Below are 26,996 nucleotides of genomic sequence, written 5' to 3' on the forward strand. Positions count from 1 at the left end.
CGCCCGACGCGGCCGCTCCGCGGTCCGTCGGGGTCACCTCACCCCCACCCCCCGAAGGAGCTCTCCTGATGTGGCTTCGCCATCCGTCCCCGGTCCACCTGGGACGACGCCTGCTCGCAGTCCTCGCGCCCTTGCTGCTCCTGGCGACCTTCCTTGACGTCCAGCCCGCCGGCGCGGCGCCGATCATCGACACCAACGCCTCGTACGCGCTGGTCAACCGCAACAGCGGCAAGGCCCTGGACGTCTACAACCTGGCGACCGGCGACGGCGCCCGCATCACCCAGTGGACCAGGAACGATCAGGACCAGCAGCAGTGGCAGTTCGTCGACTCCGGCGGCGGTTACTACCGCATCAAGTCCCGCCACTCCGGCAAGGTGCTGGACGTCCAGAACGGCTCCGCCGCCAACGGCGCCCCGATCGTCCAGTGGGCCGACGCGAACGGGACCAACCAGCAGTGGCGGCTTTCCGACAGTTCGGACGGCCACGTGAGGTTCATCGCGCGCCACAGCAACAAGGCCCTGGAAGTACAAGGCGGCTCCACCGCCGACAACGCGAACATCGTCCAGTACGACGACTGGGGCGGCAGCAACCAGCAGTGGCGGCTCGTCAAGGTCGGTGCCGGCAACCCGGGCCCGTGCGGTCTTCCGTCGACGTACCGCTGGACCTCAACGGGCGCGCTGGCGCAGCCCAAGCCGGGGTGGGTCTCGCTCAAGGACTTCACCGTCGTCCCCTACAACGGCAGGCAACTCGTCTACGCCACGACCCACGATACGGGGAACAACTGGGGCTCGATGAACTTCAGCCCGTTCACCAACTGGTCGGAGATGGCCTCGGCCAGCCAGAACACGATGTCGACCGGCACCGTCGCGCCGACGCTGCTCTACTTCGCGCCGAAGAACATCTGGGTGCTCACCTACCAGTGGGGTGCGACCGCGTTCTCCTACCGGACGTCGAGCGACCCCACCAACCCCAACGGCTGGTCATCACCGCACGAGCTCTTCTCCGGAAGCATCGGCGCCGGAGCAGCACCCATAGACCAGACGCTCATCGGTGACGACCAGAACATGTACCTGTTCTTCGCCGGTGACAACGGCAAGATCTACCGGGCGGGCATGCCGCTCGGGAACTTCCCGGGCAGCTTCGGCTCCTCGTACACGACGGTCATGAGTGACACGGTGAAGAACCTGTTCGAGGCGCCGCAGGTCTACAAGGTCAAGGGTCAGAACCAGTACCTCATGATCGTCGAGGCGCGGGGTGCGAACGAGCAGCGCTACTTCCGCTCGTTCACGGCCTCCAGCCTGAACGGTTCGTGGACCCCGCAGGCCGCCACCGAGAGCAGCCCCTTCGCCGGCAAGGCCAACAGCGGCGCCGCTTGGACCAACGACATCAGCCATGGCGAACTGATCCGCACCGGCGCCGATCAGACGATGACCGTCGATCCCTGCAATCTTCAGCTGCTCTACCAGGGACGCAGCCCCAGCTCCGACGGCGTCGACTACGGCCTCCTGCCCTACCGGCCGGGCCTGCTGACACTGCAGCGGTGAGAACGGACAGGAACCCCAGCCGGCGCACGGCTGGGGTTCCTCGGCGACGGTGAACCGGTCAGGTCACCGCTGCAGGGTGAGGAGAGCCGGCCGGTACGGCAGTCGGTCGTAGGGGCCGTCGGCGGCGGGGGACTTGCCCTGGTAGAGGAACTGCAGGTTGCAGGGGTCGACGGTCATGGTCTGGTCGGGGTTCTCGCGGACCAGGTCACCGTGGCTGATGTCGTTGGTCCAGGTGGCACCGCTGTTGGCCTTGCCCGCGAAGGGGTTGCTCTCGGTCGCGGCCTGGGGCGTCCATGAGCCGTTCAGGCTGGTGGCCGTGAACGAGCGGAAGTAGCGCCCGTTCGCACCCCTCGCCTCGACGATCATGAGGTACTGGTTCTGGCCCTTGACCTTGTAGACCTGCGGGGCCTCGAACAGGTTGTCCGGCGTGTCGCTCATGACCGTCGTGTACGAGGAGCCGAAGTTGCCCGGGAAGTTCCCGATCGGCATGCTCGCCCGGTAGATCTTGCCGTTGTCCCCGGCGAAGAACAGGTACATGTTCTGGTCGTCAGCGATCAGGGTCTGGTCGATCGGGCCGGTGGGGGAGTCGGTACGGGGGATGCTTCCGGTGAACAGCGGCTGCGCCGCGGACCAGCCGTTGGGGTTGGCCGGGTCGCTCGACGTGCGGTAGATGAAGGGCCATGCGCCCCACTGGTAGGCCAGCACCCAGATCTTCTTGGGCGCGAAGTAGAACAGTGTGGGCGCCACCGCGGTCTGACTCATGCCGGACTGGCCGGCCGACGCCATGTCCGACCAGTTCGTGAAGGGACCGAACATCATCGAGCCGTACGACGATCCCGAAAAGTTGGACCCGTAGACCAGGTGCTTGCCGTTGTACGTCACGCTGGTGAAGTCCTTCAGCGAGGCCCACCCGTTCGCCGGCTGCGCCAGCGCACCCGTCGACGTCCACCGGTACCTTGACGGAAGAGCACACGTGCCGCCCGTCGGCGCAGGCGTCGTCGGGGCAGGCGTCCCCGACAGGCCGGTCCACTTCTGGTTGCCGCCGGACCAGCAGGCGTACAGCTGGATCTTGGTGCGGTTGGCGGTGGCCGCGCCGACGGCGTCGAGGCACAGCCCCGACTGGACGCCGGCGATCGTGCCGTTGGTGTTGATGTTCCACTGCTGGCCGGCGCCGCCGTTGCAGTCCTCGATGACCACCGCGGTGCCGTTGCCGGTACCCCTGGCGTCCAGGCACTTGTTGCCGTAGATCATCAGCTGCTTGCCGGAGGTGTAGGTCCAGCGCTGGTTGGTCCGTCCGTGGCAGTCCCACAGCTGCGCCTGGGTGCCGCTGTCGGTGGTGGAACCGTTGATGTCGATACAGCGACCGGAGGCGACGCCCTTGATCGCTCCCGTACCGGTCCCGCCGGCGGCGGCGGTCTTGAGGGCGTTCACGACGGCGGTGTGGGCGGCCTTGGGCTTGCCTTCGTTGTCGAACAGCAGCGGGCTTTCGCCTCTGCGCCAGGAGTCGCTGTCACGGATGCCCCATACCGTGATGCCGCTGCACCGGGCGACGGACAGACAGGCCTTGACCGTGTTGGCGTAGTGGGTGGGCGACGCCTGGGCGATGTCCAGCTCGGTGATCTGGACGTCGACGCCCAGGGCGGCGAAGTTGGACAGGGTGGTCTGGAAGCCGGCCGGCGGCCCGCCGGTGCCGAAGTGGCTCTGGAACCCGACGCAGTCGATCGGCACGCCACGCGACGTGAAGTCCCTGACCATGTTGTAGACGCCCTGGGTCTTGGCGTCCGACCAGTTCTCGATGTTGTAGTCGTTGTAGCAGAGCTTGGCCGAGGGGTCGGCCGCCCGGGCGGTGCGGAACGCTTCCTCGATGAAGCCGTTGCCCAGCACGTTCTGGAACACCGAGCTCCTGTGCTGGGTGGAGCCGTCGGCGAACGCCTCGTTGACCACGTCCCAGGCGTAGACCTTTCCTTTGTAGTGGGTCATCAAGGTGGTGATGTGGTGGTTCATCACGCCACGCAGCGTGTTCGCGTCGCCGATGGAGCTGACCCAGGACGGGAGCTGCGAGTGCCAGACCGCGGTGTGGCCGCGCAGGCGCTGGCCGTGGGCCGTGGCACGGTTGACGATCTGATCGGCGGGGCCGAAGGTGAAGTTGCCGCGGGAGGGTTCGACGGCGTCCCACTTCATCTCGTTCTCCGGGGTGATCATGTTGAACTCCCGGTCCGAGATGGCGGCGTACGTCGAGTCGCCCAGCCTCCCGGCAGCCACGGCCGTGCCGAAGTACCTGCCCGAGGGGGTCGCCTGCGTACCCAGGCTCGCCGCTCCGGCAGACTCGGGGAGAAGCGTCAGGACGCCGGCCAGCAGCGTCGCGGCCGACAGGCCTATCGTCAGGGTCCGGCCGCGCCGGCCGAGCCGGTGCAGGCCCTTCGTGATTCTCCTCGGGGACCGCAGGTCGCCTTGGGAGCCGTGATCGTGGGCGCGTCGGCCCGTGCGGCCTGATCTGTGTCGGGTCATGGGAGGCGCTTTCTTCAGCAGATGCATCGACGGGGAAGTGGGGGAACCTTCCACGCCGGCACACGTGGTGAACGGCGGGAAGAACACCCCACGAAGTGGAGGCCCCCGAACTCGTGGTCGCGTAACGAAAAAGTCGCGCCGCACCGACGATTTCCCGGTGATGGATCTCGCAGGGAAAAAGCGTTATGCCGGGCCCTGCGGCCTGGTCGGCCCGTGCGTCACCCTGGACATCGGTGGCGAAGACACCGTGCGGGATCACCGGCTGTCACGGCGCGACCCGGTCCGGAATGCCCAGGGAGCGGTGTTCAGCCGAGGCCCCCGCGCACGATGAAGGAAGCCTGGTCGGCGAAGGCCCGTGTGCCGTCGGAGCCATCGAGCCAGATGCCACCGTCACGGTGGCGGATGACCGATCCGGGATAGTTGTACGCGTGCAGGGTCACCGACCCGGCGGCCGATCCGGCGCGTGCACAGAAAGTGGCGTCCTCACGGAACAGTTCGCTGCCGTCATCGGTGCTCATCCGAAGCCGCAGTTCACGATGGCGCAGATAGCGGCCGTCGGCGGCGCGGAAGGTCACGCACCGCGCGTCGGCCAGCCCCCGGAGGACGGTGAACGTGGCCCGCTGCCGTGCCTGCCCGCTGCTGGACGCCGGGACCCGGCCGAGCGTCGCGAAGTCGCCCGCGTACGCCAGGTACAGGGCGGGTTCGTCCACGGCCTCCAGTGTCCGTGCGCCCAGCGGAACAGCGCCTGCGTCGGCGGACGGATTCACCGGGGACGGTTCGGCCGGCGTGGTGGTGCTCGACGGGATCGGCGTGGGGGTGCCGACTGTGGGAGCGGCCATGACGCCGGGCGCCCGATGCGCCGGTTCGGGCCAGGCCGCGTAGGTGGCGGCCCCGGCGACGAGCACCGCGCCGGTGGCGAGGCCCGCCAGCTGATGAGCGGTCACCGCAGGGAGTTTGGCGATCAGCGAACTGTACAGACTGCCTCCACCCGTCGCCGTGCCCAGGGCGACGGGTGCCATGGCCGGCCCGGCGGCGCTCGCGGCCGCACCTGACAGAAGGCCCTTGGCGGCCAGGGCGGCGACGAGTCCGGCCGGGACGGCCAGCGGCGCGAGGCTGAGGAGCAGGAGTTCAGCAGGGACCCGCTGCGTGGTCGTCGCCATGCAGACCTGGCAGTCGCGGGTGTGCCGTGCGATCCGCTTCCGCCACACCGATGTACGAAGCCCGTCCCAGCCGACGACGGTCTCACCCAACTGCGGACAGCGCGGGTGGGCCTCCAGCGCGGCGACGATCGTCCGGCTCAGGTCCAGCTGCTCGCGCATCCGTTGCAGGCGTACCCCGACGTGGGCGACGGTGAGCCCCGTCGCGGCGGCGATGTCGTCGCGGCTCAGCAGTCCGGCGCACTCCTGCCACCACAGCGACAGCAGCACCTGATGGTCCGCGTCGAGCCACCGGCCGGCCTCGACGACCTGGCGGCGCTCGTCCGACGCATGCAGCCGCAGGATCGTGATGTCCTCAAGTCCGGCGCCGGCGTCCGGTATCCGCAGTGCCTCGTCGATGACCGTTGTCCGGCCGGCGAAGGCGCGTTGTCGGTGCCAATGGGTATTGATCTGACGGAGCGTGATCGACACCAGCCAGGACCGGAAGCTCTCCGGCGCACGCAGGGCAGGCAGGTCGCGCACCACGCGCAGCAGGGTTTCCTGGACGACGTCGTCGACGTCGGCCTGGCCGTTCAGCGCTCGCCGGACGATGTTGTAGAGCAACGGCAGGTACGCGGCGATCAGTTCCTCGCGCGCCCGATCGTCACCGGCCCGCGCCGCGACAACCAGCCCCGTGTGATCCGTTTCCATGAGACCCATTCCCACCTCCCTCAGGCGAGCGATCCGCCCGAGTGCGGCGCAACACCTTGACGTCGGCAAGGGTATGCGGGCGAAACCCGTGCCTTGGGCCGGGGTTGACGCCCGCGTTCCAGCCGTCGCACCGGCCGTCGGGCCCGGCCGCTGATCAACGCCCACCCCCGCTCCGAAGTGATCTGTGGAAGTTCCCGGATCGAGGCAACCCTTTGCGGGGCCTGTGACCACAAGGAGTCGGATCCGGCCGTCCCTAGCCGGATCCACCTTTCCTCCGGTGGCATGCAAGGAGAACAACCCCATGAAGAACCCCACGAACGGCGGGCGCCGCGGGCGTCACCGCCGTCGCTGGACCGCGACCGGTCTGCTGCTCGGTGCGCCCGCCGTCCTCGTGCCGTATCTCCTGTTCGTGCAGGAGGACTCGCAGGCCGCCACGGTCGACGGCGATGCCTACTACCGGCTGGTTTCCGTACGCAGCGGCAAGGCGCTGGACGTCAACGCCTTCTCCACCGCCGACGGCACCCGCATCCAGCAGTGGACCGACCAGAACACCGCCAACCAGCAGTGGAAGCTTCGATCCGCTGGGGACGGCTACTACGAGCTGGTGAACCGCAACAGCGGCAAAGTACTGGGCATAGCGGGTGATTCGACCGCTCCGGCGGCCGCCGCCGAGCAGCAGACCGACAGCTCCTCCAGCTCGCAGGAATGGCGGATCGACGACGTGAGCGGTTCCGACGCCGTCGTCCTCACCTCCCGCAGGAGCGGCCAGGTCCTGGACGTCTCCGGTGGCTCCACGGCCGACGGCGCGGCAGTCATCCAGTACCGCGGCCACGGCGGCACCAACCAGCAGTGGAAGCTGGTGAGGACGGCCGAGAGCCAGGCGCCCGGATCCGGACCGTACACATGGCGAAACGCCCAGGTGGTGGGCGGCGGTTACGTCACCGGGCTGGTGTTCAACCCGCGGGAGAAAGGCCTGCTGTACGCGCGAACCGACATGGGCGGCGCCTACCGCTGGGACACCGGAGCCGAGCAGTGGATCCCGCTGACCGACTGGCTCGGCGAGAAGGACTGGAACCTGCTGGGCATCGATTCGCTGGCCACCGACCCCGTCGACCCCGACCGGCTCTACCTCGGAGCGGGCACTTACACCAACGAGTGGGCCGGCAACGGCGCGATCCTGCGCTCCACCGACCGGGGCCGCACCTTCAAGCGCACCGATCTGCCCTTCAAGCTGGGCGCCAACGAGCCCGGCCGCGGCGCGGGCGAACGGCTCGTGATCAACCCCTCGGACCCCGGTACCCTGCTGCTGGGCACCCGCAAGAACGGCCTGTGGCGCAGCACCGACCACGGCGCGACCTGGAATCAGGTCTCCTCGTTCCCCGTCAAGGACGGGGCGAGCAGCGGAGCGGGCATCTCCTTCGTGACGTACGGCCCGGCCGGCAGCAACACGGTCTACGTCGGCGTCAACGACAGGTCCACCTCGCTGTACCGCTCCACCGACGGCGGCAGCAGCTGGCAGGCCGTCTCCGGGCAGCCCACCGGCCAGATGCCGCAGCACGGCGTGGTCTCCGGTGACGGCTCGCTCTACCTGTCCTACAGCAACAGCATCGGCCCCATGGACGCGACGGCGGGCTCGGTGTGGAAGTACACGCCGTCCGGCGGGGCGTGGAAGAACATCTCCCCGTCCCAGGGCAACTACGGGTTCTCCGGTCTGGCCGTCGACCCGCAGAAGCCGTCGACGGTGATGGTCACCACCCTCGACCGCTGGTGGCCCGAGGACGAGGTCTACCGGACCACCGACGGCGGTGCGACCTGGAAGGCACTGGCCGACAAGTCGGTGCGGGAGGCCTCCGGCGCTCCTTACGTCGGCACCCACACCGGGCACTGGATGACGGCCCTGGCCATCGATCCCTTCAGCTCCGGGCACGTGCTGTACGGCACCGGCAACGGCATCTGGCGCAGCAAGGACGCCAACGCCACCGACAGCGGCGGCACCAGCCACTGGACCGCGGGGGCCCGCGGGCTGGAGGAGACCGCGCTGATGGACGCGATCGCCCCTCCCGGCGGCGCCAGCGTCGTCACCGCCATGGGCGACCAAGGCGGATTCCGCCACGACTCCCTGACCGAGGTGTCCGCCGGGCGGCTGAAGAGCCCGATGATGAGCAACAGCACCGACATCGACTTCGCCCAGTCCAACCCCTCGATGATGGTCCGCGTCGGCAGTGGCGGCGAGCAGGACGGTGCCTACTCCACCGACGGCGGCAGCACCTGGAACGGTTTCAAGGCAGAGCCGGTGGCCGGCGCCCGGGACGGCCATGTCGCGCTCTCGGCGGACGGCTCCACCATCGTCTGGACCCAGGCCGGCCAGTCCCCGTACCGCTCGACCGACAAGGGGGCGAGCTGGTCGAAGGTCAGCGGCCTGGGCACCGACGCCGTGGTCGTCGCCGACCGCTCCTTGGCCAAGACCTTCTACTCCCTGGCCGACGGCAAGCTCTACGCCAGCACCGACGGCGGCGCGACCTTCACCGCCCGCGTCGGCAGCCTGCCCTCCGGCCGGCTCACGGCCGTCCCCGGCGTCGCCGGCGACCTGTGGATCTCCGGCCACGGCAAGGGCCTGCTGCACTCCACCGACGGCGGCCACACCTTCACCACGCTCACCACGGTGCAGTCCGCCTCCGCCCTCGGCTTCGGCAAGGCCGCACCGGGCGCCTCCTACCAGGCCCTGTACCTGATCGGCACGGTCAAGGACGTCACCGGCGTCTTCCGCTCCACCGACAAGGGCGCCACCTGGCTCCGCGTCAACGACGACGCCCACCAGTGGGGCAGCATCGGCGGCACCGGCGTCATCACCGGCGACCCCGACGTCTTCGGCCGCGTATACGTCGGCACCAACGGACGCGGCCTGCAGTACGGCGACCCGTCCTGACCCGACGCACGGGCGGGGCCGCAGGCTCAACGCCGCGGCCCCGCCACGGTCGAGGGACTCAGACACTGCCGGCGGTCCGCACCTGCGAGCGGAGGGATCGGGCCACGTCCACGTCGAAGGGTTCGGTGCTGGGGGTGAGCATCGCTGCGGCGGCTGTGGCCACTCCCAGCGCGCAGGCACTGACGGGGTCGTCACCGGCGGCCAGCCGTGTGGTGAGGGCAGCGACCATGCTGTCTCCCGCCCCTGCATCGCTCAGGGGCTCGCCGGGCAGCGGCGGCACGTAGAGCTCGGTGTGGCCGTGGCTGGTCGAGCACAGCGCGCCCAGTGCTCCGAGGGTGGTGACGGCGACCTCGGCGGCCCCCGTGGTGAGCAGGTGCTCGTTGAGTGCCCGGGCGTCGTCGAAGCTGTTGACGGGGCGGCCGGTCAGGCTCTCGGCCTCTGTCCGGTTGCACCGGAACAGGAACACACCCTCCGCGAGCGCTGCCGGGAGCGCCGGCCCGGAGGTGTCCAGGATCAGCCGGGCTCCGGCTGCCCTGACACGGCGGGCGACGGCCGCGTAATAGGCGTCGTGCAAGCCGCCGGGCAGGCTGCCGCTGGCCACGACGTACGCGCGACTGCCGATGAGCTGCTCCAGCACTTCCAGGCACCGCTCTCCCTCGCGCTGGTGCAATCGCGGACCCGGCGGTACGACGTGGTAACTGCGACGTGATCCGGTCTCGAACAGCACGAGTGCTTCGCGGCTGTCGTCGTCGATGCCGACGGCGACGTGGTCGATGCCCTCTTCGTCCAGCAACCGGTTGAGGCGCAGGCCGACCTCACCTCCCGCGGTGTGGAGGGCGGTGGCCCGTGCTCCGAACCGCGCGATGTGACGGGCGACGTTGATCCCGCCGCCCCCGACGGCGACCGACCTGACGCGTGCACGGTTCTTGCCGGTGACCTCCAGGTGTTCGACCTCCCAGCAGAGGTCGATGGTCGGATTCATCGTCAGGGTGACGATTTCCGGGCCGGCGGTTCGCTCCGGCCTTCCGACACCGTCGGCCGTCCCGGCGGTTGAGGGGTCCGGTGCCGCAGCTGTGCTCATGGCGGTGTCCTGGTGTTCATGGTTCGGTGTGCGCCGTCAGCCGGGAGCGGACGTCGACGACGCCCTCGACGGACCGGGCCAGGCGCTCGGCCAGGGGGATCAGGTGATCGTCCCGGACGCTGCCCGTCAGAGTGGCGATGCCGTGAGTGACGGTGACGGTGACCCCCTTGTGCGAGAGCGGGAAGAGGCGTTCGACGACGCTCTGGCGGATGTCTTCGGTGAGTTCGTCGTCGCTGCGGAGGAACACCTTGAGGAGGTCGGCGCGGCTGACGATGCCCTTGAGGGTGCCGTCGGCGTCGACGACCGGGAGGCGCTTGATGCGCCGGTCGGCCATGAGGCGGGCGGCCCGGGGGAGGGTGGCGTCGGGGCGGATCGTGACGGCGGGGGTGGTCATGAGGGCTTCGGCGCGGGTGGAGCCGGCCTTGGCGGTGTCGCCGAGGCGGCGCATCTGTTCGATCATCCCGGGGCGGTGTTCGTGGAACTCCTCCTTGGGCAGGAGGTCGGCCTCGGAGACGACGCCGACGACGTGGCCCTCGCCTTCGATGACGGGGAGGGCCGTCACCTTCCAGCGTTCCATGGCGGCGGCGATGTCCTTGAAGCCGGTGTCGGGAGTGACGGCGATGACTTTGGTGGTCATCACGTCGGCGACGGTGTACGGGGTGGAGGTCATGGCGGGTCCTCAGCGGGCGTAGGCGAGCGGGGTTCCGCTGCCGTGAGGGGCGAACAGGTCGAGGAGCCGGGTGCGGGCGGAGTCGAGCCGGTCGGCGATGACGCCCGCGACGGCGGTGGAGACGGACCGGCCGACGGCCGAGTCCTCGCTGCACAGCTCCCGTACGGCGGCGGCGTCGAACTCGAGGGCGCGGACCTCGCGGGTGGCGGTGGCGCCCAGGTGCCAGGTGTAGGGGCGGAACATCCAGGACCAGCCGAGCAGCTCTCCGTAGCCGAGGGTGTCGATGACGGCGTTCTTGCGGCCCGGCACGTGGGTGTCGAGGTCGACCGTGCCGCATTCGATGATCCAGAACTTTTCTGCCCGCTGGTGTTCCCGGAAGATGCGGGTGCCGGCCGGGAACGTGACCTGGTGGGAGTGGGCGAGCAGGGCCTCGCGGGCTTGCGGAGTCATCTGTTCGAGGATGCTGTGCATGGTGCTCATGGTGTGCCTCCAGCCCTTCCCCTTCACCGTGCGCCGGGTGCTGTGGGGGCCGGGAGGGCCGCGCGGTGCAGACCGTGGGACCGTCCGGCCCACGTCAGCGGACCAGGACGGCCTCGCCCGGCTTCGGTACGACGGCCGTCCAGCCCAGCTCGCGGTCGATGCGGTCCCGCAGGGTTTCGGATGCGGTTTCCTCACCGTGGACGAGGTAGGTGGTGTGCGGGGCCGGTGCGGTGCGCAGCCAGTCGATGACCTGGCCGGCGTCGGCGTGGGCGGAGAAGTGCGGTACGTCGGCGACCTCGGCGCGTACGGGGACGTACTCGCCGAACATCTTCAGTACCCGTGCGCCGTCCACGAGGTCCCGGGAGCGGGTGCCGGCGGCGGCGAAGCCGACGATGACGACGGCGTTGCGGGGGTCGGGCAGGGTGCGGTGGAGGTGGTGCAGGACGCGGCCGCCGGTGGCCATGCCGGCGGAGGAGACGATGACCGCCGGGCCGGTGGTGTTGTTGATGTCGATCGATTCCTGGACGGTGCGTGCGGCAAGGAACGGCTCCGGGCTGATCGAGGCCTCGCCGGCGGCGACGATTTCGGGGCGCAGTTCGGGGGCGTGGGACCGGACGGCGTCGCGGTAGACGTCGAGACTTGCCAGGGCCATGGGGCTGTCGACGTAGACGGGTACGTGGCGGGGCAGGGTGCCGTCGGCGCGCAGGGCGGCGAGTTCGTGCAGGACGACCTCGGTGCGGTCGATGGCGAAGGCCGGGATGACGACGGTGCCGCCGCGGGAGAGCGCCCGGGTGATGACGGAGGCGAACTCTCGTTTGGCGGTCTCGTGGTCGTGGCGCCGGTTGCCGTAGGTGGATTCCATGAGCAGGACGTCGGCCCCCGAGAAGGGTTCGGGCGGCAGGAGGAGCGGGTGGCCGGGGCGGCCGAGGTCGCCGCTGACGGCGAGGGTGTGGCCGTCCTCCAGGGTCAGGTGGACCCAGGCGGAGCCGAGGATGTGGCCGCCGTGGTGGAGGGTGAGCTTCGTCCCGGCCATGATCTCGACCTCGCTCCCGACGGGGACCGGGTCGAAGAACTTCACGGTGTGGTCGACGTCGTCATCGTCGTAGAGCGGCTTGGCAGGCCGGTGCTTGGACCAGCCGTGCCGGTTGGCGTGCTCGGCGGCCTCCATCTGCAGCTTCGCGCTGTCGCGGAGCACGATCTCGGCGAGGCGGGCCGTGGGAGCGCTGCTCAGGATCGGACCCCGGAAGCCGTGCCGGACCAGGCGCGGCAGATATCCGCAGTGGTCCAGGTGCGCGTGGGTGACGACGACGGCGCGGATGTCCCGGGCGTCGCAGGGCAGCTTGTCCCAGTTGCGGCGGCGCAGGTCCGCGACACCCTGGAAGAGTCCGCAGTCGACGAGGATCCGGGCGTGGTCGCTCTCGACCAGGAACTTGCTGCCCGTGACCGTCCTGACACCACCGAGGAACCTCAGCAGGGCCGGGCGGGGAGATGAAGACGGGGCCGGCTGGGACATGGCAGCGGCCCTCCTTTCGCGGAAGGGTGCCGGCTTCCACCGTGGCATCCGCCCTGATGCGCCGACGAGACCCGACCGGTCCCCTCGGTAGGGGCCGACCGGCCCAAGCGCTGTGGAGGGGCGGGGGCGCAGCCTGACTGTGACCCCATACCGCCCAGCACAGAGAGGCCGCGACCATGAAGGCACTCGTCTTCGAAGGACCGGGGCGGACTTCCTGGCAGGACGTCCCGGACCCTGCGATCAAGGATGCCGCCGACGCGATCGTCAGGGTCGACGCCGTCACCATCTGCGGCACCGACCTGCACATCATCAAGGGCGACGTCCCCGAGGTCACCCCAGGTCGCGTACTCGGCCACGAGGCCGTCGGCACCGTCGTCGAAACCGGTGGCGACGTCCGCAGCGTCCGCCCCGGAGACCGCGTCCTGATCTCCTGCATCTCCGCCTGCGGCCGCTGCCGCTTCTGCCGCGAGGGCCGCTACGGGCAGTGCCGTGGGGGCGGGGGCTGGGTCCTGGGCCACACCATCGACGGAACCCAGGCCGAGTACGTCCGCGTCCCGTTCGCCGACCTCTCCGTCCACCCGCTTCCCAGCGCTGTGAGCAGCGACGAAGCGGTCCTGCTCGCCGACATCTTCCCGACCGCCTACGAGGTCGGCGTCCTCAACGGCAACGTGCGCCCCGGTGACACGGTCGTCGTGGTCGGTGCCGGGCCCATCGGTCTCGCGGCCATCGCCACCGCTTCGCTCTACAGCCCCGGCCGGATCATCGCCGCGGACCTCGCAGCCTCCCGCCTGGCGGCCGCACGCGACCTCGGAGCCGACGCGACCGCGAGCGCGCAGGAGGAGCCCGAGCGACTGGTCGAGGACCTGACCGACGGGCTCGGCGCGGACGTGGCCATCGAAGCGGTGGGCATGCCCGAAACGTTCGAGATGTGCACCCGCATGGTCCGCCCCGGGGGACGCGTCGCCAACATCGGTGTCCACGGCAAGCCCGCCACCCTGCACCTCGAAGACCTGTGGATCAAGGACGTCACCATCACCACCGGCCTCGTCGACACCTCCACCACCCCCATGCTGCTGCGCATGATGGCCGCCGGCCGCCTCCCCGGTGCCGCGATGGTCACCCACCGCTTCGAACTGGACCAGATGGAAGAGGCGTACGAGGTCTTCTCCCGCGCCGGAGACACCGGCGCCCTCAAGGTCGTGCTCGGCGGCCCGCAGCCCGACACGGTCGCCGTACCGCCGCAGGAGCAATGAGCGCAGTGAACAGGACACAGAGCATGCACCCGCGCGAGACCGCCGAGACTGCCGGACGCACCGATCTGGGCCGCCGCCTGGCAGCTCGCCGGATCGCCCTCGGCCTGAGCCGTGAGGAACTGGGCCGGCGGTGCGGCGCGGACGGCAACTACATCGCCTACCTGGAAGAGCACGCGGCCGCTCCGGCGATCAGCACGCTCGTCCGCGTCGCGGACGAGCTCGGCGTGACGGTCGACGATCTGACCGGGGCGAGCGCAGGCCGTGCCCCCGGCCGCTCCACCGCTCGCCGCGACACCGCACTCGTGCCCCTGGAGGAGGACGAGTGCCGAGAGCTGCTGGGCACGCACGGAGTGGGACGTATCGCCGTGTTCACTCCCGACGGTCCGGCCGTTCTTCCGGTCAACTACCTGATCGCAGGCCCCGGCATAGCGTTCCGCACCGCCGTGGAAGCCCTCGCGGCGAGAGCGGCGGGCACAGAGGTCGCTTTCGAGATCGACAACATCGACGACGTCACCGCCGGCGGCTGGAGCGTCCTGGCCGTGGGCGAGCTGGAAGCCGTCACAGATGCGGAGGAGATCCATCACCTGACCGCCACGGCCAGGTCCCAGCCCTGGGCCGGCGGCCCGCGAACCCACTGGATGAAGATCACTCCCATCCGGCTGACCGGCCGTCGCGTGATCCACGAGTCATGAGCGAACACGAGTCATGAGCGATGGGCGAGCGGTCGTCTTCGACACCGACGGGGTCCTCCCGGCCACGGCGGTACGCCATGCTTCCGCCTGGAAGCAGGCCTTCGACGGCTGCCTGGCCCGATGGCACCCGACCCACGCCGGGAGACAGCTCTTCCTCGAAGCCGTAGGCCGACTCGGCTCGGCTCCGGCGCGGGCCGCCGTCGTGGAGGACGCCCTGGGACAGACCGCCGCACTCGAAGCGAGCCGGCCGTGAACGCCCCATGGCACTGGGAGTACCACCGCTACGACCCCAAGACCGAGCGGCTGGTCGAGTCCCTGTGCACCCTCGGCAACGGGCGCTTCGCCACCCGGGGATCAGCCCCTGAGAACGACGCGGACGAGGTCCACTACCCGGCCACGTACCTCGGCGGCTGCTATGACCGGCTCACCTCCGTGGTCGCAGGCCGGAAGATCTCCAACGAGGACATGGTCCGTCTGCCGGACTGGACCGCCCTGCGCTACCGCTGCCTGCCCGACGACGCCGAGCCCGGCGACTGGCTCACCCCGGACCACCCCACTCTGCGCCATTTCCGCGTCTCACTGGACCTGCGTTCCGGGACGCTGACCCGCCGCATGCTCTTCCACGACGCCGAAGGCCGCCGTCTGGGCGTCACCCACACCCGGCTCGTCCACATCGGCGATCCGTACCTCGCCGCGCAGCGCACCGTCCTGAGTGCCTACGGCTGGCAGGGCAGGATCCAGATCGAGGCCGTACTGGAGGGAGCTGTCGCCAACACGGGCGTGGACCGGTACCGCGCCCTGGCGGGGCGACACCTCGTCGAACACCAGGCCGGCGTGGAGGGGGAAGGCATTGCGTGGCTGTCCTGCAACACCGCCACCTCGCGGCTGCGGATCGGGCTCGCCGTACGCACCTCGGCACGGCCTCTCACTCCTGTCGGCAGGGCCTGCACGAGCACCACCGCCCGTCAGACGTTCATCCTGCCGATCAGACGCGCGGAGCCGGCGGTGGTCGTGAAGACCGCAGCCCTGTTCACCTCCCTCGACCGGCCTTGGGAGGATCCTGTGAAGAGCAGCATCGCGCATGCCCGACACGCCCCGGAGTTCCCTGCCCTGCTGCAGTCCCACAAGGCGACGTGGCAGCGGGTCTGGAGCGAGGGCGAACTGAAGACGCCGGGTGAAACGGGGCGGGTCCTCCGCCTCCACGCCTTCCACGTCCTCCAGACGCTCTCGCCGCACACCGCGGAACTCGACGTCGGCGTACCAGCCCGTGGTCTGCACGGGGAGGCCTACCGGGGGCACGTCTTCTGGGACGAGCTGTTCGTCCTGCCCTACCTGGGATTGCACTTCCCCGAAACCGCCCGCGCGCTGCTGATGTACCGACACCGACGGCTTCCCGCGGCCCGGAACGCGGCACGTGCCGTTGGGGCCAGGGGGGCGATGTTCCCCTGGCAGAGCGGCGGTTCAGGCACCGAGGAGACGCAGCGGCTTCACCTCAACCCCCGCTCCGGCCGCTGGCTCCCCGATCACTCCCGCCTCCAGCACCACGTCGGGTCGGCCATCGCCTGGAATGTCTGTCAGTACGGTCTCGCCAGCGGAGACACCGGCTTCATGCACGGGCCCGGCGCCGAACTCCTGTTGCACATAGCCGACTTCTGGGCCAGTGTCGCCAAGTGGGACGCGGATCTTGCCCGTTATCGGATCCGCGGTGTCGTAGGACCGGACGAGTACCACGACGCCTACCCGGACACTGCCACGCCCGGCATCGACGACAACGCCTACACCAACGTCACCGCTGCCTGGGTACTGGCCCGCGCTCTGGACCTCTACAGGGAACTCCCTGCATCCCGAGGCCCTGAACTGCTCGCCCAGCTCGGCCTCGCGGCGGACGACCTCGGTCACTGGGAGGACATCTCCCACCGTATGTACGTGCCCTTCCACCGGGGTGTGATCAGCCAGTTCCACGGCTACGGCGATCTCGCCGAGCTCGACTGGGACAAGTACCGCGCCCGCTACCACGACATCCGCCGCCTGGACCGCATCCTGGAGGCCGAAGGCGACACGCCCAACCGCTACAAGGCGTCCAAGCAGGCCGACACCCTCATGCTCGGCTTCCTCTTCCGCCCCGCGCAACTCACCCGGCTGTTCACCCGGCTCGGCTACGGCTTCGACGACGAGCTGTGGGCGAGGACGACGGCGTACTACCTGCGGCGGACCTGCCACGGCTCCACGCTCAGCAGCCTCGTCCACGGCTGGGTGCTCGCCCGGCAGATGGGCCCGGACGCCTGGCGCTACTGCGAGAACGCCCTGCTCAGCGACATCACCGACGCTCAGGGCGGCACCACCGGGGAAGGGATTCACCTGGGTGCCATGGCCGGCACCCTCGACCTCGTCGAACGCGGAATCGCAGGCCTGGATCCCGGCTCCGACGGCCTGCACATCGACCCCGTTCCCCTGTCTCAGATTCCCCGCTCCGCATTCTCGATCTCATACCTCGGGCACCGGGACGTACGCATCTGGTTCAGGCCGGGCCGTCTGGGCATCCGCGTGCCGCCGTCGCCCCTCGGGCCGGTGGCCCTGGTCCTTCCCGGTGACCGACGGGAGCGGGTCGGTGCAGGAGAGGAGAGGTGGTTCCGCTTGCCGATGGGCTGAGACGGCCAGGCGGGACGTACCTGCGCAAACGGCTACGGCGGGCGCCTCGCATGGCGGTGGACACTCATCTCGCACACGCTGAAGGTATGTCTCGGAAGGGGTGAAGGGCATGGACACGCAGCATGAGGCTCCGCGGATCGTCGTGGGCATCGATGGATCGCCCTCGTCCCAGACCGCCCTGCGCTGGGCGGTGCGCTACGCCGGTCTCGTCGGCGGAAGGGTGGAGGCGGTCACGGCCTGGGAGATCCCGGGCGAAGCGTCATGGTCGGCTCCGGCAGTGGACGCGACGTTCGACGAGGAGGAGGCCGAGAAGCTGCTGGTCGATGAGGTCCGCACCGTACTCGGTGACGGGGGGACCTCCTCGGTGCACGAGCGCTTGGTACACGGCCACCCGGTCGACGTCCTCGTGGACGCGGCTCAAGGTGCCGACATGCTGGTCGTGGGCAGCCGCGGACGCGGCGGTTTCCGCCGGGCACTCCTCGGCTCGGTGAGCCAGCAGCTGGCGCTCCACGCCCCGTGTCCGGTGACGATCGTCCGACCGGACGTAGCCGTGGAATGAGCCGTGCCAGGTGCCGCTTCGCTTGCCGGTCCGGCACAGAGTGAGGTGACGAGCGCGGAGCGCCGGTCGGAATCGATCGGCGCTCTCCTTCGTGATCGCCCGTGTCCCCTCACCCGCCCAGCCGTCTCCGGGGAGCGCAGCCACCATGTGATCCGTTCTCTGGGCCGATCGGCCCCGCACACGAGCGGACCACTCGGCCCCGTGTGACTGGCCCCCTCGGCACTGCGGCCCACCCCCGTCCCGGCGTGATCGTGGAACCCGGACGCCACACCGGCGCCGCTTCCCCCAAGAGGGTGACCACGATGCAGCGCATACGGATCCAGACCCGGCCGAAGCAGCCCCACAAGCCCGCCCTGCTGGACCTGCGCACGCCGTCCGGCCGCCCCCTGCCGTACTGAACCGCAGCCGGCGCACAGGCCACGGAGGACGTCATGGGACACACGCGACGTGTCATACCGTTCACCCAGCTCGGCCGCGGCGACCTCGGCCGCGTCGGAGGCAAGAACGCCTCGCTGGGCGAGCTCACCGTTCGGCTGGCCTCGGCCGGCGTGACCGTACCGCCCGGCTTCGCCACGACCGCCGACGCCTACGGGGAGCTGCTCGACCGGCATGAGCTGCGCATCCGCATCGAGGAGCAGCTCGACCGCTACCGCGACGGCGTCGCGCTCGAGGACGTCGGTGCCGCCATCCGTTCGCTGATCATGGCCGTGCCGCTCCCCGAGGCACTGCGCAGCGAGATCACCGCCGCGTACGAGGCTCTCGGACGAGAGCTGGGCCGGACCGCACCGGAGGTCGCCGTGCGCAGCTCCGCCACGGCCGAGGACCTGCCGGAGGCCAGCTTCGCCGGTCAGCAGGAGACGTTCCTGAACGTGCGCGGCACCGAGCAGCTGCTCCGGTCCGTACACCGCTGCTTCGCGTCCCTCTACACCGACCGGGCCATCGACTACCGCGAGCGCATGGGCTTCGACCATCTGGGCGTCGCCCTCTCCGTCGGCGTCCAGGCCATGGTCCGTTCCGACCTCGCAGGCGCCGGGGTGATCTTCACCCTCGACCCGGAGACCGGCTTCCCCGAGGTCGTCGTGATCAGCGCGGCCTGGGGGCTGGGGGAGACCGTCGTCAGCGGGCAGACCGACCCCGACGAGTACACCGTGTTCAAGCCTTCCCTGAAGGACCCGGCCCTTGACCCCGTCATCGACGTCCGGATCGGGGCCAAGCGCCGCAAGGCCGTCTACGCGGAAGGCGGGCTCACCGACACCGTCGACACCACCACCGAGGAGCGCGACCGCCGCGTCCTGACCGACACCGAGGCACGGCAGCTGGCCGCGTGGGCCGTGGCGGTCGAGGAGCACTACGGGTGCCCGATGGACCTGGAGTGGGCGAAGGACGGCATCACCGGCGAGCTGGCGATCGTCCAGGCCCGCCCCGAGACCGTGCAGTCCCGCCGCCGGACCACGACCCTGCGCCGCTGCCGCCTCACCGGCATGCCCGGCGAGCTGCTCGCGGAGGGCATCGCGGTCGGCGAGGCCATCGGCGCCGGCCCCGTGTGCCGCCTGGACACCCCCGTCGACCTGGAACGCTTCCCCACCGGCGCCGTACTGGTCACCTCGATCACGGACCCCGACTGGGAACCGATCATGAAGAGGGCCGCCGCGATCGTCACCGACCACGGGGGCCGCACTTCCCACGCGGCGATCGTCAGCCGGGAGCTCGGAGTCCCCGCCGTCGTCGGTACCGGCGGCGCCACCCAGGCACTCCCGGACGGCCGCCCGGTCACCGTCTCGTGCACCGAGGGCAGCCGCGGCCGCGTGTACGCGGGCCTGGTGCCGTTCGAGGAGACCGAGACCGACCTCACCGCCCTGCCCGCCACCCGCACCCGGGTGATGCTCAACCTCGCCGACCCCTCGGCGGCGTTCCGCTGGTGGCGGCTGCCGGCCGACGGCGTCGGACTGGCCCGCCTGGAGTTCATCGTCGCCCACCAGGTCAAGGTCCACCCCATGGCCCTGGTCCACCCCGAACGCCTGGACGCGGCCGACCGCTGCGCCGTCGACCAGCTCACCGAGGGCCACCTCGACCCCACCACGTACTTCACCGACCGCCTCGCGTACGGCATCGCCCGCATCGCCGCCTCCCGGTGGCCCGATCCGGTGATCGTCCGTACCAGCGACTTCAAGACCAACGAGTACGCCAAACTCCTCGGCGGCCGGCCCTTCGAGCCGGTCGAGGCCAACCCGATGATCGGATGGCGGGGCGCCAGCCGCTACTACAGCGACGGCTACCGCGAAGGCTTCGCCCTCGAATGCCGGGCCCTGCGCCGGGTGCGTGACGAGATGGGCCTGACCAACGTCATCGTCATGATCCCCTTCTGCCGTACCCTGCTCGAGGCCGACAAGGTCCTCGACGTCATGGCCGCCGAAGGGCTCCGGCGGGGTGGGAACGGGCTCAAGGTCTACGTGATGGCCGAGATTCCCGCCAACGTCCTGCTCGCCCAGGACTTCGCCGAGCGTTTCGACGGCTTCTCCATCGGCAGCAACGACCTGACCCAGCTCACCCTGGGCGTCGACCGGGATTCCGAGGCCCTCGCCGACGTCTTCGACGAGAACGACCCGGCCGTCACCAGCCTGATCCGAATACTCGTTCCGCGGGCGCAGGCCGTCGGACGGCCCGTGGGGTTGTGCGGGCAGCGCCCCAGCGACGACCCCGCCTTCGCCGCCTTCCTCGTGGGCATCGGGATCGACTCGATCTCCGTCGCCCCGGACAGCTTCCCGGCCGTCAAGCAGCACGTGGCAGCAGGCGAGGAGCAGCGCTACGGCAGGGACCGAATGGCCCCTGCCGGGATCCGTCCGGCCCATGCGGAACCTCCGTCGGCCGCGTGACAGTGACATCAGCCCCACGAGGACGAGACAAGGAGTCCCGTCATGACCACCAAGAAGGTCCTGGTCGCCTACGGGACCAAGCACGGAGCCACTGCCGGTATCGCCGAGCAGATCGGCAAGACCCTCCGTGAGGACGGCCTCGACGCCGTCGTCCTGCCCGCAGGCCGCGTCGATGACGTCCGCGGCTACGACGCCGTGGTGCTCGGTGGCGCCCTGTACGCCGGCCACTGGAGCGGCAAGGCCGCGCGGTGCGCCGACCGCAACGCCGAGTCGCTCCGGCACCGCCCGGTCTGGCTGTTCAGCAGCGGCCCCCTCGACCGTTCCGCCGAGGAACGCGACATCCCCCCGGTGCCCGCCGTCGCCCGCCGGATGCAGCTCATCGGCGCGCGGGAGCACAAGACGTTCGGCGGCAGTGTCACGGCCCGCACCCCCGGACTCCTCGCACGCTCGATGCTCCGCCAGGGCAAGGGCGGTGACTTCCGCGCTCCCGGGCGCGTCCAGTCCTGGGCCCACCACATCAGCGCCGAGCTCGCCGCCGCTTGAAAACCGGGTGGACGGGCCGACACGGACGCAGCGCGGAGGCGCGTCATGGACGACCGGACGAGGGGACCGGGGAACAACCCGCTTCGGCGGAAAGCCGACCGCACCCGTACCCGTCTGCACGCGGCCTTCGCCGTGGCCTGCCTCATCGCCGTGTTCTGCGGTGTTGCCGTCGGACGGTCCGCCTGGACCGACAGCAGCCGTGCCGCCGAGTCGGTCGCCCGCCATCGGCACGACATCCAAGCCGTCACGGTCGGCCGGACCACCTACCGGGCCGGTGACGGGCCGAGCGGGACACGCGTCACCGTTGCCCCCGCCACGTGGCGCTATCCCGTTGACCGTGCGCACACGGGCACCCTTCCCGTCCCCGTCGGCACGCGCGAGGGGGACACTGTCCGCGTCTGGGTCGACGACTCCGGAAACGCAGCCGACGAGCCACCTGAAACGATCGAAATCGGGCTGGACGCGTTCGGCCTCGGAATGGGGGCCCTCACCGGGATCCTGCTCGCCTCAGGTCTCCTGGTCCGCATCGGGCTCCGGATCGTCGACGCACGCAGCTCCCGCGCCTGGGAGGCCGAATGGGAGGGCGTCGAACCCCTGTGGTCCGGGCGCCTGAGGCCCGGTCAGGGAGCAGACGATGACTGACAGCGCAGTGGACCGGGACCTCACGCCGGATTTCACCCCGGATCCGCTCGAGCCCCTGGCGCTGCTCCGCCGCGAGCTGCACACCGGCCCGCTGGGTCTGTCGAGCCGGGAGGCGGAACGGCGCCTGGCGGTCTACGGGCCCAACGAGGTCCGGCCGACGGCCCGGCCGAGCATCCTGCGGGAACTCCTGAGGCAGCTGGTACACCCCTTGGCCCTGCTCCTGTGGGCGGCGGCCGCCCTCGCCTTCATCGCGGCCATCGACGTGCTCGGCTGGGCGATCGTCGCCGTCGTCCTGGTCAACGCAGGCTTCGCCCTCGTCCAGGAACGGCAGGCAGAAAGGGCCGTCGAAACCCTGGCCCGCTACCTTCCCGCACAGGCCCAGGTGATCCGTGACGGGCAGCCGCAGCACGTCCCCGCCCGTGATCTGGTCCCCGGGGACCTCATCGTCCTCGAGGAAGGCGACCGGATCCCCGCGGACGCCCGCCTGACCGAGGGAGGCATCGAGGCCGACCTGTCCATGCTCACCGGCGAGTCCACCCCGGTCGAACGCCTGGCCGGTCCGGGACTGCAGGCGGTACCGGTGCTCCAGGAACCCAATCTCGTGTTCAGCGGCACCAGCGCCACCGAGGGACAGGCACAGGCGGTCGTCTTCGCCACCGGCGACCACACGGAACTCGGCCGGATCGCCGCCCTCAGCCAGCGCACCCCTCGAGAGCCGAGCCCGCTGGAGAAGCAGGTCAAGAAGGTCGCCTGGCTGATCGCGGCGGTCGCGGTCGCGATGGGGGCGGTGTTCCTGGTGACCGGTGTGGCGGTGGGCCTGCCGGTGACCGATTCGCTGATGTTCGCCATCGGCCTGCTCGTGGCCAACGTGCCCGAGGGTCTGCTGCCCACGATCACCCTCGCCCTCGCGGTCGGGGTACGGGTGCTGGCCCGGCAGGGCGCGGTGATCAAGCGGCTGAGCGCCGTGGAGACCCTCGGTTCCACGAACGTGATCTGCACCGACAAGACCGGCACCCTCACACGGAACGAGATGCGCCTGCACGGCTTCTGGACGCCCGGGAACCTCTCGGAGGCCGGGCCCTGGAGCACCGAGCTGATCCACGCAGCGGCCCTGTGCACCACCGTGACCCGCGAGACGGACGGTCGGCTGCACGGAGATCCGACCGAGCTCGCACTGGCCGAAGGAGCTGCTGAACAGGCCGTGCCCGTCGCCCCGGCCGACCGCGATGCCCACCGCCGGGCCTGCTTCCGCTTCGATCCCCGCCTCCGCTTGATGTCAGTGGTCCAGGTGACGGACCACGACCGCCTCCGCGTGATCACCAAGGGCGCTCCGGAGGCAGTCCTGTCCCTGCTGACAGGCGGCGAGCCGGCCCGCGAGGCGCAAGCGGCTGCCGACGCGCTGGCGGCGGACGGCATGCGGGTGCTGGCCGTCGCCGTGCGCGACCTGCCCGCCGGTACCGAGCCCCCGGTGCGGCGCCAGCAGGCCGAGCGGGACCTGCACCTGCTCGGGCTGGTCGGCCTCTACGATCCGCCGCGCCCGGAGGTCGCGGCCGCGGTCCGGCGCTGCCACGAGGCAGGGGTGACCGTGCACGTCGTCACCGGTGACAGCGGAGCCACGGCTGCCTCGATCGCCCGTGCCGTCGGCATCGGCGTGCCGAAGCTGCGGGTGATCACCCAGTCCGAGGCGGTCGACGACCACCACCTCGACCACCTGCTCCGGCAAGGGGACACCGAGATCGTCTTCGCGCGCTCCTCGCCGGAGACGAAGCTGAAGGTGGCCGACGCCCTGAGGAGCCACGGGCAGATCGTGGCCATGACCGGCGACGGCGTGAACGACGCTCCCGCCCTGCACCGCGCTCACATCGGCGTGGCCATGGGACGCTCGGGCACCGACGTGGCCCGCGAGGCATCGACCATGGTCCTGACGGACGACAACTTCGCCACCATCGTCACGGCGATCGAATCCGGACGCCGCGTCTACGACAACGTCCGCAAGTTCATCGTCTACATCTTCGCCCACCTCACCCCCGAAGTCGTGCCCTTCCTCGTCTTCGCCCTCTCCGCCGGCACCGTCCCCCTGCCGCTGACAGTCCTGCAGATCCTCGCCATCGACCTCGGCACCGAGACCCTCCCGGCCCTCGCCCTCGGCCGCGAGCGCGCCGAACCGGGCATCATGTCCAAACCGCCCCGCCCCAGCACCCAGGGCGTGATCAACAAGGACATGCTCATCCGCAGCTGGGGCTGGCTCGGCTCCGTCTCCGCCGCTCTGGTCATGACCGCCTTCTTCTACGTCCTCTACCGGGCCGGCTGGCACCCCGGCGACCCCACCGGACCGGGCGCCCCGCTCCACCACGCCTACCTGACGGCGACCACCGCCACCTTCGCCGGCATCGTCACCTGCCAGGTCGGCACCGCCTTCGCCGCCCGCACCGACCACGCGGCCCTGCGCGACATCGGCTTCTTCACCAACCCCCTGCTGCTCGCCGGGATCGCCTTCGAACTCGCCTTCACCGCAGCCCTCGTCTACGCACCCCCGCTGCAGCACCTCTTCGGCACCGCGGCCCTGCCCCTGGACGTCGTCCTCCTCATCGCGGCCTTCCCGCCGCTGGTCTGGGGAACGGACGAAATCCGCCGCTCGGTCCGCCGCCGACGCCACCGCGCCTGAATCCACCGGAGGAACACCATGTCGCACATCACGGAATGGAAGACCCGCACCTACCTGTTCGAGGAGGACCGCACGACCAACGTCCGCATCGAACTGGACACCGGCACCACGAAGCTCACCGGTCACGGCACCGCCCGCTGCAACCCCACCGACGCGGACGTTCCGGAGATCGGTGACGAACTCGCCGCGGCCCGGGCCATGGAAGACCTCGGCGCGCAGCTGAAGCTCCTCGCCTTCGGTGACATGGAGGACGCCGGAGCCCGCCCGCGAGCGGGAACGCCTTGGGCTGTCGCGTCGGACTGAAGCCATGGGCGACGAGTCGGGGAACCGGTCTTGTCCGTGCCTCCTCAGTCGTGTGCGACGACGGCGACCGGGGAGGCCGCATGGTGCATCACCGCGTGGGTGATGGGGCCGATGTGAGTGCCGAGTGCCGAGCGGCGGATACGCCGGCCCACGACGACGAGGGCCGCCCCTGACGCCGCCTCCAGGATCTGGACGGCCGGCCGGCCGATGACGGCGCGTGCGTCGACCGTGAGCCGGGGATACTTCAGCTGCCAGGGGCTCAGCCGTTCCAAGAGCGTCGCCTGCAGCCCGTCGGCGATCTCTCTCTCGACGCCTGGATCGAAGGCGGGAGCGTAGGCGAACACGGGCGGTGGTGACCAGCCGTGGATGACGACGAGCGGGCAGGACCGCCGGTGCGCTTCCTCGCAGGCGAAGGCGATCAGCCGGTCGCACGTGCTGCGGAGGTCCACAGCGAGGACCACAGGCCCGTCTTCTACCCCCTGCCCGGCTGTACTGCCAGGATCTGCGGCCGCGCGGACGAGGACGACGGGAGTCTCCGTCCGGGGAATGGTGTCGGCGCCGGTGGAACCGACGAAGAACCCGGCGACCGCGCCGAACCGGCGTGAGCCGAGCACGAGGAGGTCCGCCTCCGCTGCGGCTGCCGCCAGGGCGTCGGACACCGCGCGCCCGTCGATACGGTGGGTGCGGATGGCCAGGGCGGGGTGCGCAGCTGCCAGTCGTTGTCGGGTGCCGGCGAGGAGGTCGTCGGTCCAGCGTCTACGGGCTTCGGGAAGCGGCGCGGCGAAGGGGGCGTACTCCGGCCAGTCCTCTGCATGGAGGAGATCGAGTTCGGCGCCGCGCAGTTCGGCTTCCTGGGCCGCCCAGTCGGCGGCGCTGACGTCTGCGCCCGATCCGTCCAGGCCCACGATGACCTTGTTCGGCATGGTCTTCCTCCTCGGACGGGACGCGACTGTTCCCGGGTCCTGCTGCGTGCCGGACGCCCCGGTAGGCCCGTCCGGTCCTACCGGGGACGGACCGGCCCCTGCCGGCGGTCAGCGGTGGCCGGGGCGCGGACGAGTCTGTTGTCGACGTCTACGACGCCGTCGACGCTTTGGCAGAGCCGGACGATCACGGGCAGGAGCTCGGGACGGGACACCGTGCCGCTGAGCGTCACCAGCCCGTCGTCCACCACGACGGAGATCGAGGACGGAGCGATGCCCAGGGTCCGGGTGAGGAGGTCTTCCACGATTTCCTCCTGGATGGCGTGGTCCTGGCGGAGGAAGAGCCCGATCAGATCACTCCGGCTGAGTACGCCGCTCACTCGTCCGTCCTCGTCGACGACCGGCAGGCGTTTGACTCCGTGCCGCTGCATCACCCGTGCCGCACGGACCACGCTCCAGTCGGGGCGGGCCGTGACGGCGGGGCTCGTCATGAGGTCCCCGGCGGTCGGCGAAGCCCCCGCGGTGCGGCGGCGCAGGAGATCGGCTTCGGACACGACGCCGACGGGGCGCCCGGTCTCGTCGACGACGGGCACGGCGGTGATGTCGAACTCCTGCAGGAGCCGGGCGATTTCCTTGAACGCCGTGGCGGGGCGGACCGTTATGGCGGTGGGCGTCATCAGCTCTGCAACGCTGCGGTGCCTCATGAGGGCCTTCCCTCAGGCAGCTACGGGGACCGTGAAGTCGGCTTTGACGTCGACGACTCCCGGTACGGTGCCGGCGGCGCGCACCACCACGTCCTCCAGCGTGGGATCCGTCAGGGAGCCGTGCAGGTAGACGACGCCGCTCGCGACGTGGACGTGGATCTCGGCCGAGCCGCGTGGGACGAGCCGGTACGTGATCAGTTCACGGACCTCGGCTGCGATGTCGGCGCCAGGCCGGAGGTACACCTTCAGCAGGTCGCCGCGGCTGACGACGCCGATCAGGCGGCCGTCGCCGTCGACCACGGGCAGGCGCTTGAGGTGGCGGCGTGCCATCAGACGCGCCGCGGCCGGGATCGTGGCGTCCTTCGTCACCGTCACGGCCGGACGCGTCATCAGCCGCCCCGCGGTCGTCGCACGGTCAGGATCGGTACCCGTGCCGTTGAGCAGCAGGTCGGCTTCCGAGACGACACCGGTCACCCGTCCGTCGTCGGCCAGCACGGGGAGGGCGCTGACGTTCCACATCCGCATCGTTTCCACGATGTCCTTGAACGCGGTGTCGTGGCCGACGGAGATCACGGCGTGGACCATGACGTCGTCGACGGCGCGCAGGTGGTTCATGGCCTCTCC

At 70.4% G+C, this 26,996-nt stretch carries 21 protein-coding genes; 12 read left to right on the top strand and 9 right to left on the bottom strand.

The genetic code is table 11. The features are described from left to right. Positions 1-68: 68 nt before the first annotated feature. The gene (locus ACIGFK_RS16185; RefSeq protein WP_376654824.1) at positions 69-1,544 is read left to right on the top strand and encodes a non-reducing end alpha-L-arabinofuranosidase family hydrolase; all 1,476 of its coding nucleotides are present in this window, start codon (positions 69-71) and stop codon (positions 1,542-1,544) included. A gap of 63 nt (positions 1,545-1,607) precedes the next feature. Here ACIGFK_RS16185 and ACIGFK_RS16190 read toward each other — a convergent pair whose 3' ends face one another. Together ACIGFK_RS16190 and ACIGFK_RS16195 are read right to left on the bottom strand one after the other, a co-directional pair. Beyond that, positions 1,608-4,052 carry a non-reducing end alpha-L-arabinofuranosidase family hydrolase gene (locus tag ACIGFK_RS16190; protein ID WP_400052218.1) on the bottom strand — a complete coding sequence of 815 codons (2,445 nt, stop codon included), beginning with the start codon at positions 4,050-4,052 and terminating at the stop codon, positions 1,608-1,610. 305 nt (positions 4,053-4,357) lie between these two features. Then, positions 4,358-6,064 carry a sigma-70 family RNA polymerase sigma factor gene (locus ACIGFK_RS16195; protein WP_400052220.1) on the bottom strand — a complete coding sequence of 569 codons (1,707 nt, stop codon included), beginning with the start codon at positions 6,062-6,064 and terminating at the stop codon, positions 4,358-4,360. Positions 6,065-6,200: 136 nt separating this feature from the next. Here ACIGFK_RS16195 and ACIGFK_RS16200 point away from each other — a divergent pair, with 136 nt between their 5' ends. Next, positions 6,201-8,825: an RICIN domain-containing protein gene (locus tag ACIGFK_RS16200; protein WP_400052222.1), complete on the top strand. Its 2,625-nt coding sequence runs from the start codon at positions 6,201-6,203 to the stop codon at positions 8,823-8,825. Positions 8,826-8,883: 58 nt separating this feature from the next. Here the strand turns inward: ACIGFK_RS16200 and ACIGFK_RS16205 are convergent, their stop codons facing one another. The 4 genes from ACIGFK_RS16205 to ACIGFK_RS16220 form a co-directional block, all read right to left on the bottom strand. Further along, positions 8,884-9,906, bottom strand: a complete 1,023-nt coding sequence (locus ACIGFK_RS16205; protein ID WP_400052224.1) for a 1-phosphofructokinase family hexose kinase — start codon at positions 9,904-9,906, stop codon at positions 8,884-8,886. 16 nt (positions 9,907-9,922) lie between these two features. Continuing rightward, positions 9,923-10,576: a CBS domain-containing protein gene (locus ACIGFK_RS16210; protein ID WP_376655271.1), complete on the bottom strand. Its 654-nt coding sequence runs from the start codon at positions 10,574-10,576 to the stop codon at positions 9,923-9,925. A gap of 9 nt (positions 10,577-10,585) precedes the next feature. Further along, on the bottom strand, positions 10,586-11,056 hold the full coding sequence (locus tag ACIGFK_RS16215) for a cyclic nucleotide-binding domain-containing protein (protein WP_376655270.1): 471 nt from the start codon (positions 11,054-11,056) through the stop codon (positions 10,586-10,588). Between the two features lie 94 nt (positions 11,057-11,150). Then, positions 11,151-12,569 carry an MBL fold metallo-hydrolase RNA specificity domain-containing protein gene (locus ACIGFK_RS16220; RefSeq protein WP_400052227.1) on the bottom strand — a complete coding sequence of 473 codons (1,419 nt, stop codon included), beginning with the start codon at positions 12,567-12,569 and terminating at the stop codon, positions 11,151-11,153. Positions 12,570-12,745: 176 nt separating this feature from the next. Between ACIGFK_RS16220 and ACIGFK_RS16225 the strand changes: the two genes are divergently transcribed. The 10 genes from ACIGFK_RS16225 to ACIGFK_RS16270 all read left to right on the top strand — a co-directional run bounded on the left by ACIGFK_RS16225 (position 12,746) and on the right by ACIGFK_RS16270 (position 24,748). Further along, on the top strand, positions 12,746-13,822 hold the full coding sequence (locus tag ACIGFK_RS16225) for a zinc-dependent alcohol dehydrogenase family protein (RefSeq protein ID WP_400052229.1): 1,077 nt from the start codon (positions 12,746-12,748) through the stop codon (positions 13,820-13,822). Beyond that, positions 13,819-14,514 (top strand): helix-turn-helix domain-containing protein, encoded by a 696-nt coding sequence (locus ACIGFK_RS16230; RefSeq protein WP_400052230.1) that lies wholly within the window; start codon positions 13,819-13,821, stop codon positions 14,512-14,514. Before ACIGFK_RS16225 ends, ACIGFK_RS16230 begins: the two co-directional genes overlap by 4 nt. Positions 14,515-14,527: 13 nt before the next feature. Continuing rightward, the gene (locus tag ACIGFK_RS16235; RefSeq protein ID WP_376655266.1) at positions 14,528-14,767 is read left to right on the top strand and encodes a hypothetical protein; all 240 of its coding nucleotides are present in this window, start codon (positions 14,528-14,530) and stop codon (positions 14,765-14,767) included. After that, the gene (locus ACIGFK_RS16240; protein ID WP_400052233.1) at positions 14,764-17,163 is read left to right on the top strand and encodes a glycoside hydrolase family 65 protein; all 2,400 of its coding nucleotides are present in this window, start codon (positions 14,764-14,766) and stop codon (positions 17,161-17,163) included. The genes ACIGFK_RS16235 and ACIGFK_RS16240 overlap by 4 nt, the downstream gene beginning before the upstream one ends. A gap of 109 nt (positions 17,164-17,272) precedes the next feature. Continuing rightward, entirely contained in the window at positions 17,273-17,722 is a 450-nt protein-coding gene (locus ACIGFK_RS16245; RefSeq protein WP_376655264.1) for a universal stress protein, read from the top strand. A gap of 431 nt (positions 17,723-18,153) precedes the next feature. Then, on the top strand, positions 18,154-20,595 hold the full coding sequence (ppsA, locus tag ACIGFK_RS16250) for a phosphoenolpyruvate synthase (RefSeq protein WP_400052235.1): 2,442 nt from the start codon (positions 18,154-18,156) through the stop codon (positions 20,593-20,595). Positions 20,596-20,637: 42 nt separating this feature from the next. Then, the gene (locus ACIGFK_RS16255; RefSeq protein ID WP_376655262.1) at positions 20,638-21,138 is read left to right on the top strand and encodes a flavodoxin domain-containing protein; all 501 of its coding nucleotides are present in this window, start codon (positions 20,638-20,640) and stop codon (positions 21,136-21,138) included. A 45-nt stretch (positions 21,139-21,183) separates the two neighbouring features. After that, complete coding sequence (locus ACIGFK_RS16260) at positions 21,184-21,780, top strand: hypothetical protein (protein WP_376655261.1); 597 nt, start codon at positions 21,184-21,186, stop codon at positions 21,778-21,780. Beyond that, positions 21,773-24,445, top strand: coding sequence for a cation-translocating P-type ATPase (locus tag ACIGFK_RS16265; RefSeq protein ID WP_376655260.1), 2,673 nt, complete (start codon positions 21,773-21,775; stop codon positions 24,443-24,445). The genes ACIGFK_RS16260 and ACIGFK_RS16265 overlap by 8 nt, the downstream gene beginning before the upstream one ends. Before the next feature lie 18 nt (positions 24,446-24,463). Further along, positions 24,464-24,748 carry a dsRBD fold-containing protein gene (locus ACIGFK_RS16270; protein ID WP_376655259.1) on the top strand — a complete coding sequence of 95 codons (285 nt, stop codon included), beginning with the start codon at positions 24,464-24,466 and terminating at the stop codon, positions 24,746-24,748. A gap of 44 nt (positions 24,749-24,792) precedes the next feature. Here the strand turns inward: ACIGFK_RS16270 and ACIGFK_RS16275 are convergent, their stop codons facing one another. The 3 genes from ACIGFK_RS16275 to ACIGFK_RS16285 form a co-directional block, all read right to left on the bottom strand. Further along, entirely contained in the window at positions 24,793-25,671 is an 879-nt protein-coding gene (locus tag ACIGFK_RS16275) for a universal stress protein (RefSeq protein ID WP_400052238.1), read from the bottom strand. Between the two features lie 77 nt (positions 25,672-25,748). After that, on the bottom strand, positions 25,749-26,372 hold the full coding sequence (locus tag ACIGFK_RS16280) for a CBS domain-containing protein (protein WP_400052240.1): 624 nt from the start codon (positions 26,370-26,372) through the stop codon (positions 25,749-25,751). 12 nt (positions 26,373-26,384) lie between these two features. After that, on the bottom strand, positions 26,385-26,987 hold the full coding sequence (locus ACIGFK_RS16285) for a CBS domain-containing protein (protein WP_400052242.1): 603 nt from the start codon (positions 26,985-26,987) through the stop codon (positions 26,385-26,387). Positions 26,988-26,996: the final 9 nt, after the last annotated feature.

Source organism: Streptomyces sp. NPDC085524, assembly GCF_044541755.1.
Lineage (GTDB): Bacteria > Actinomycetota > Actinomycetes > Streptomycetales > Streptomycetaceae > Streptomyces.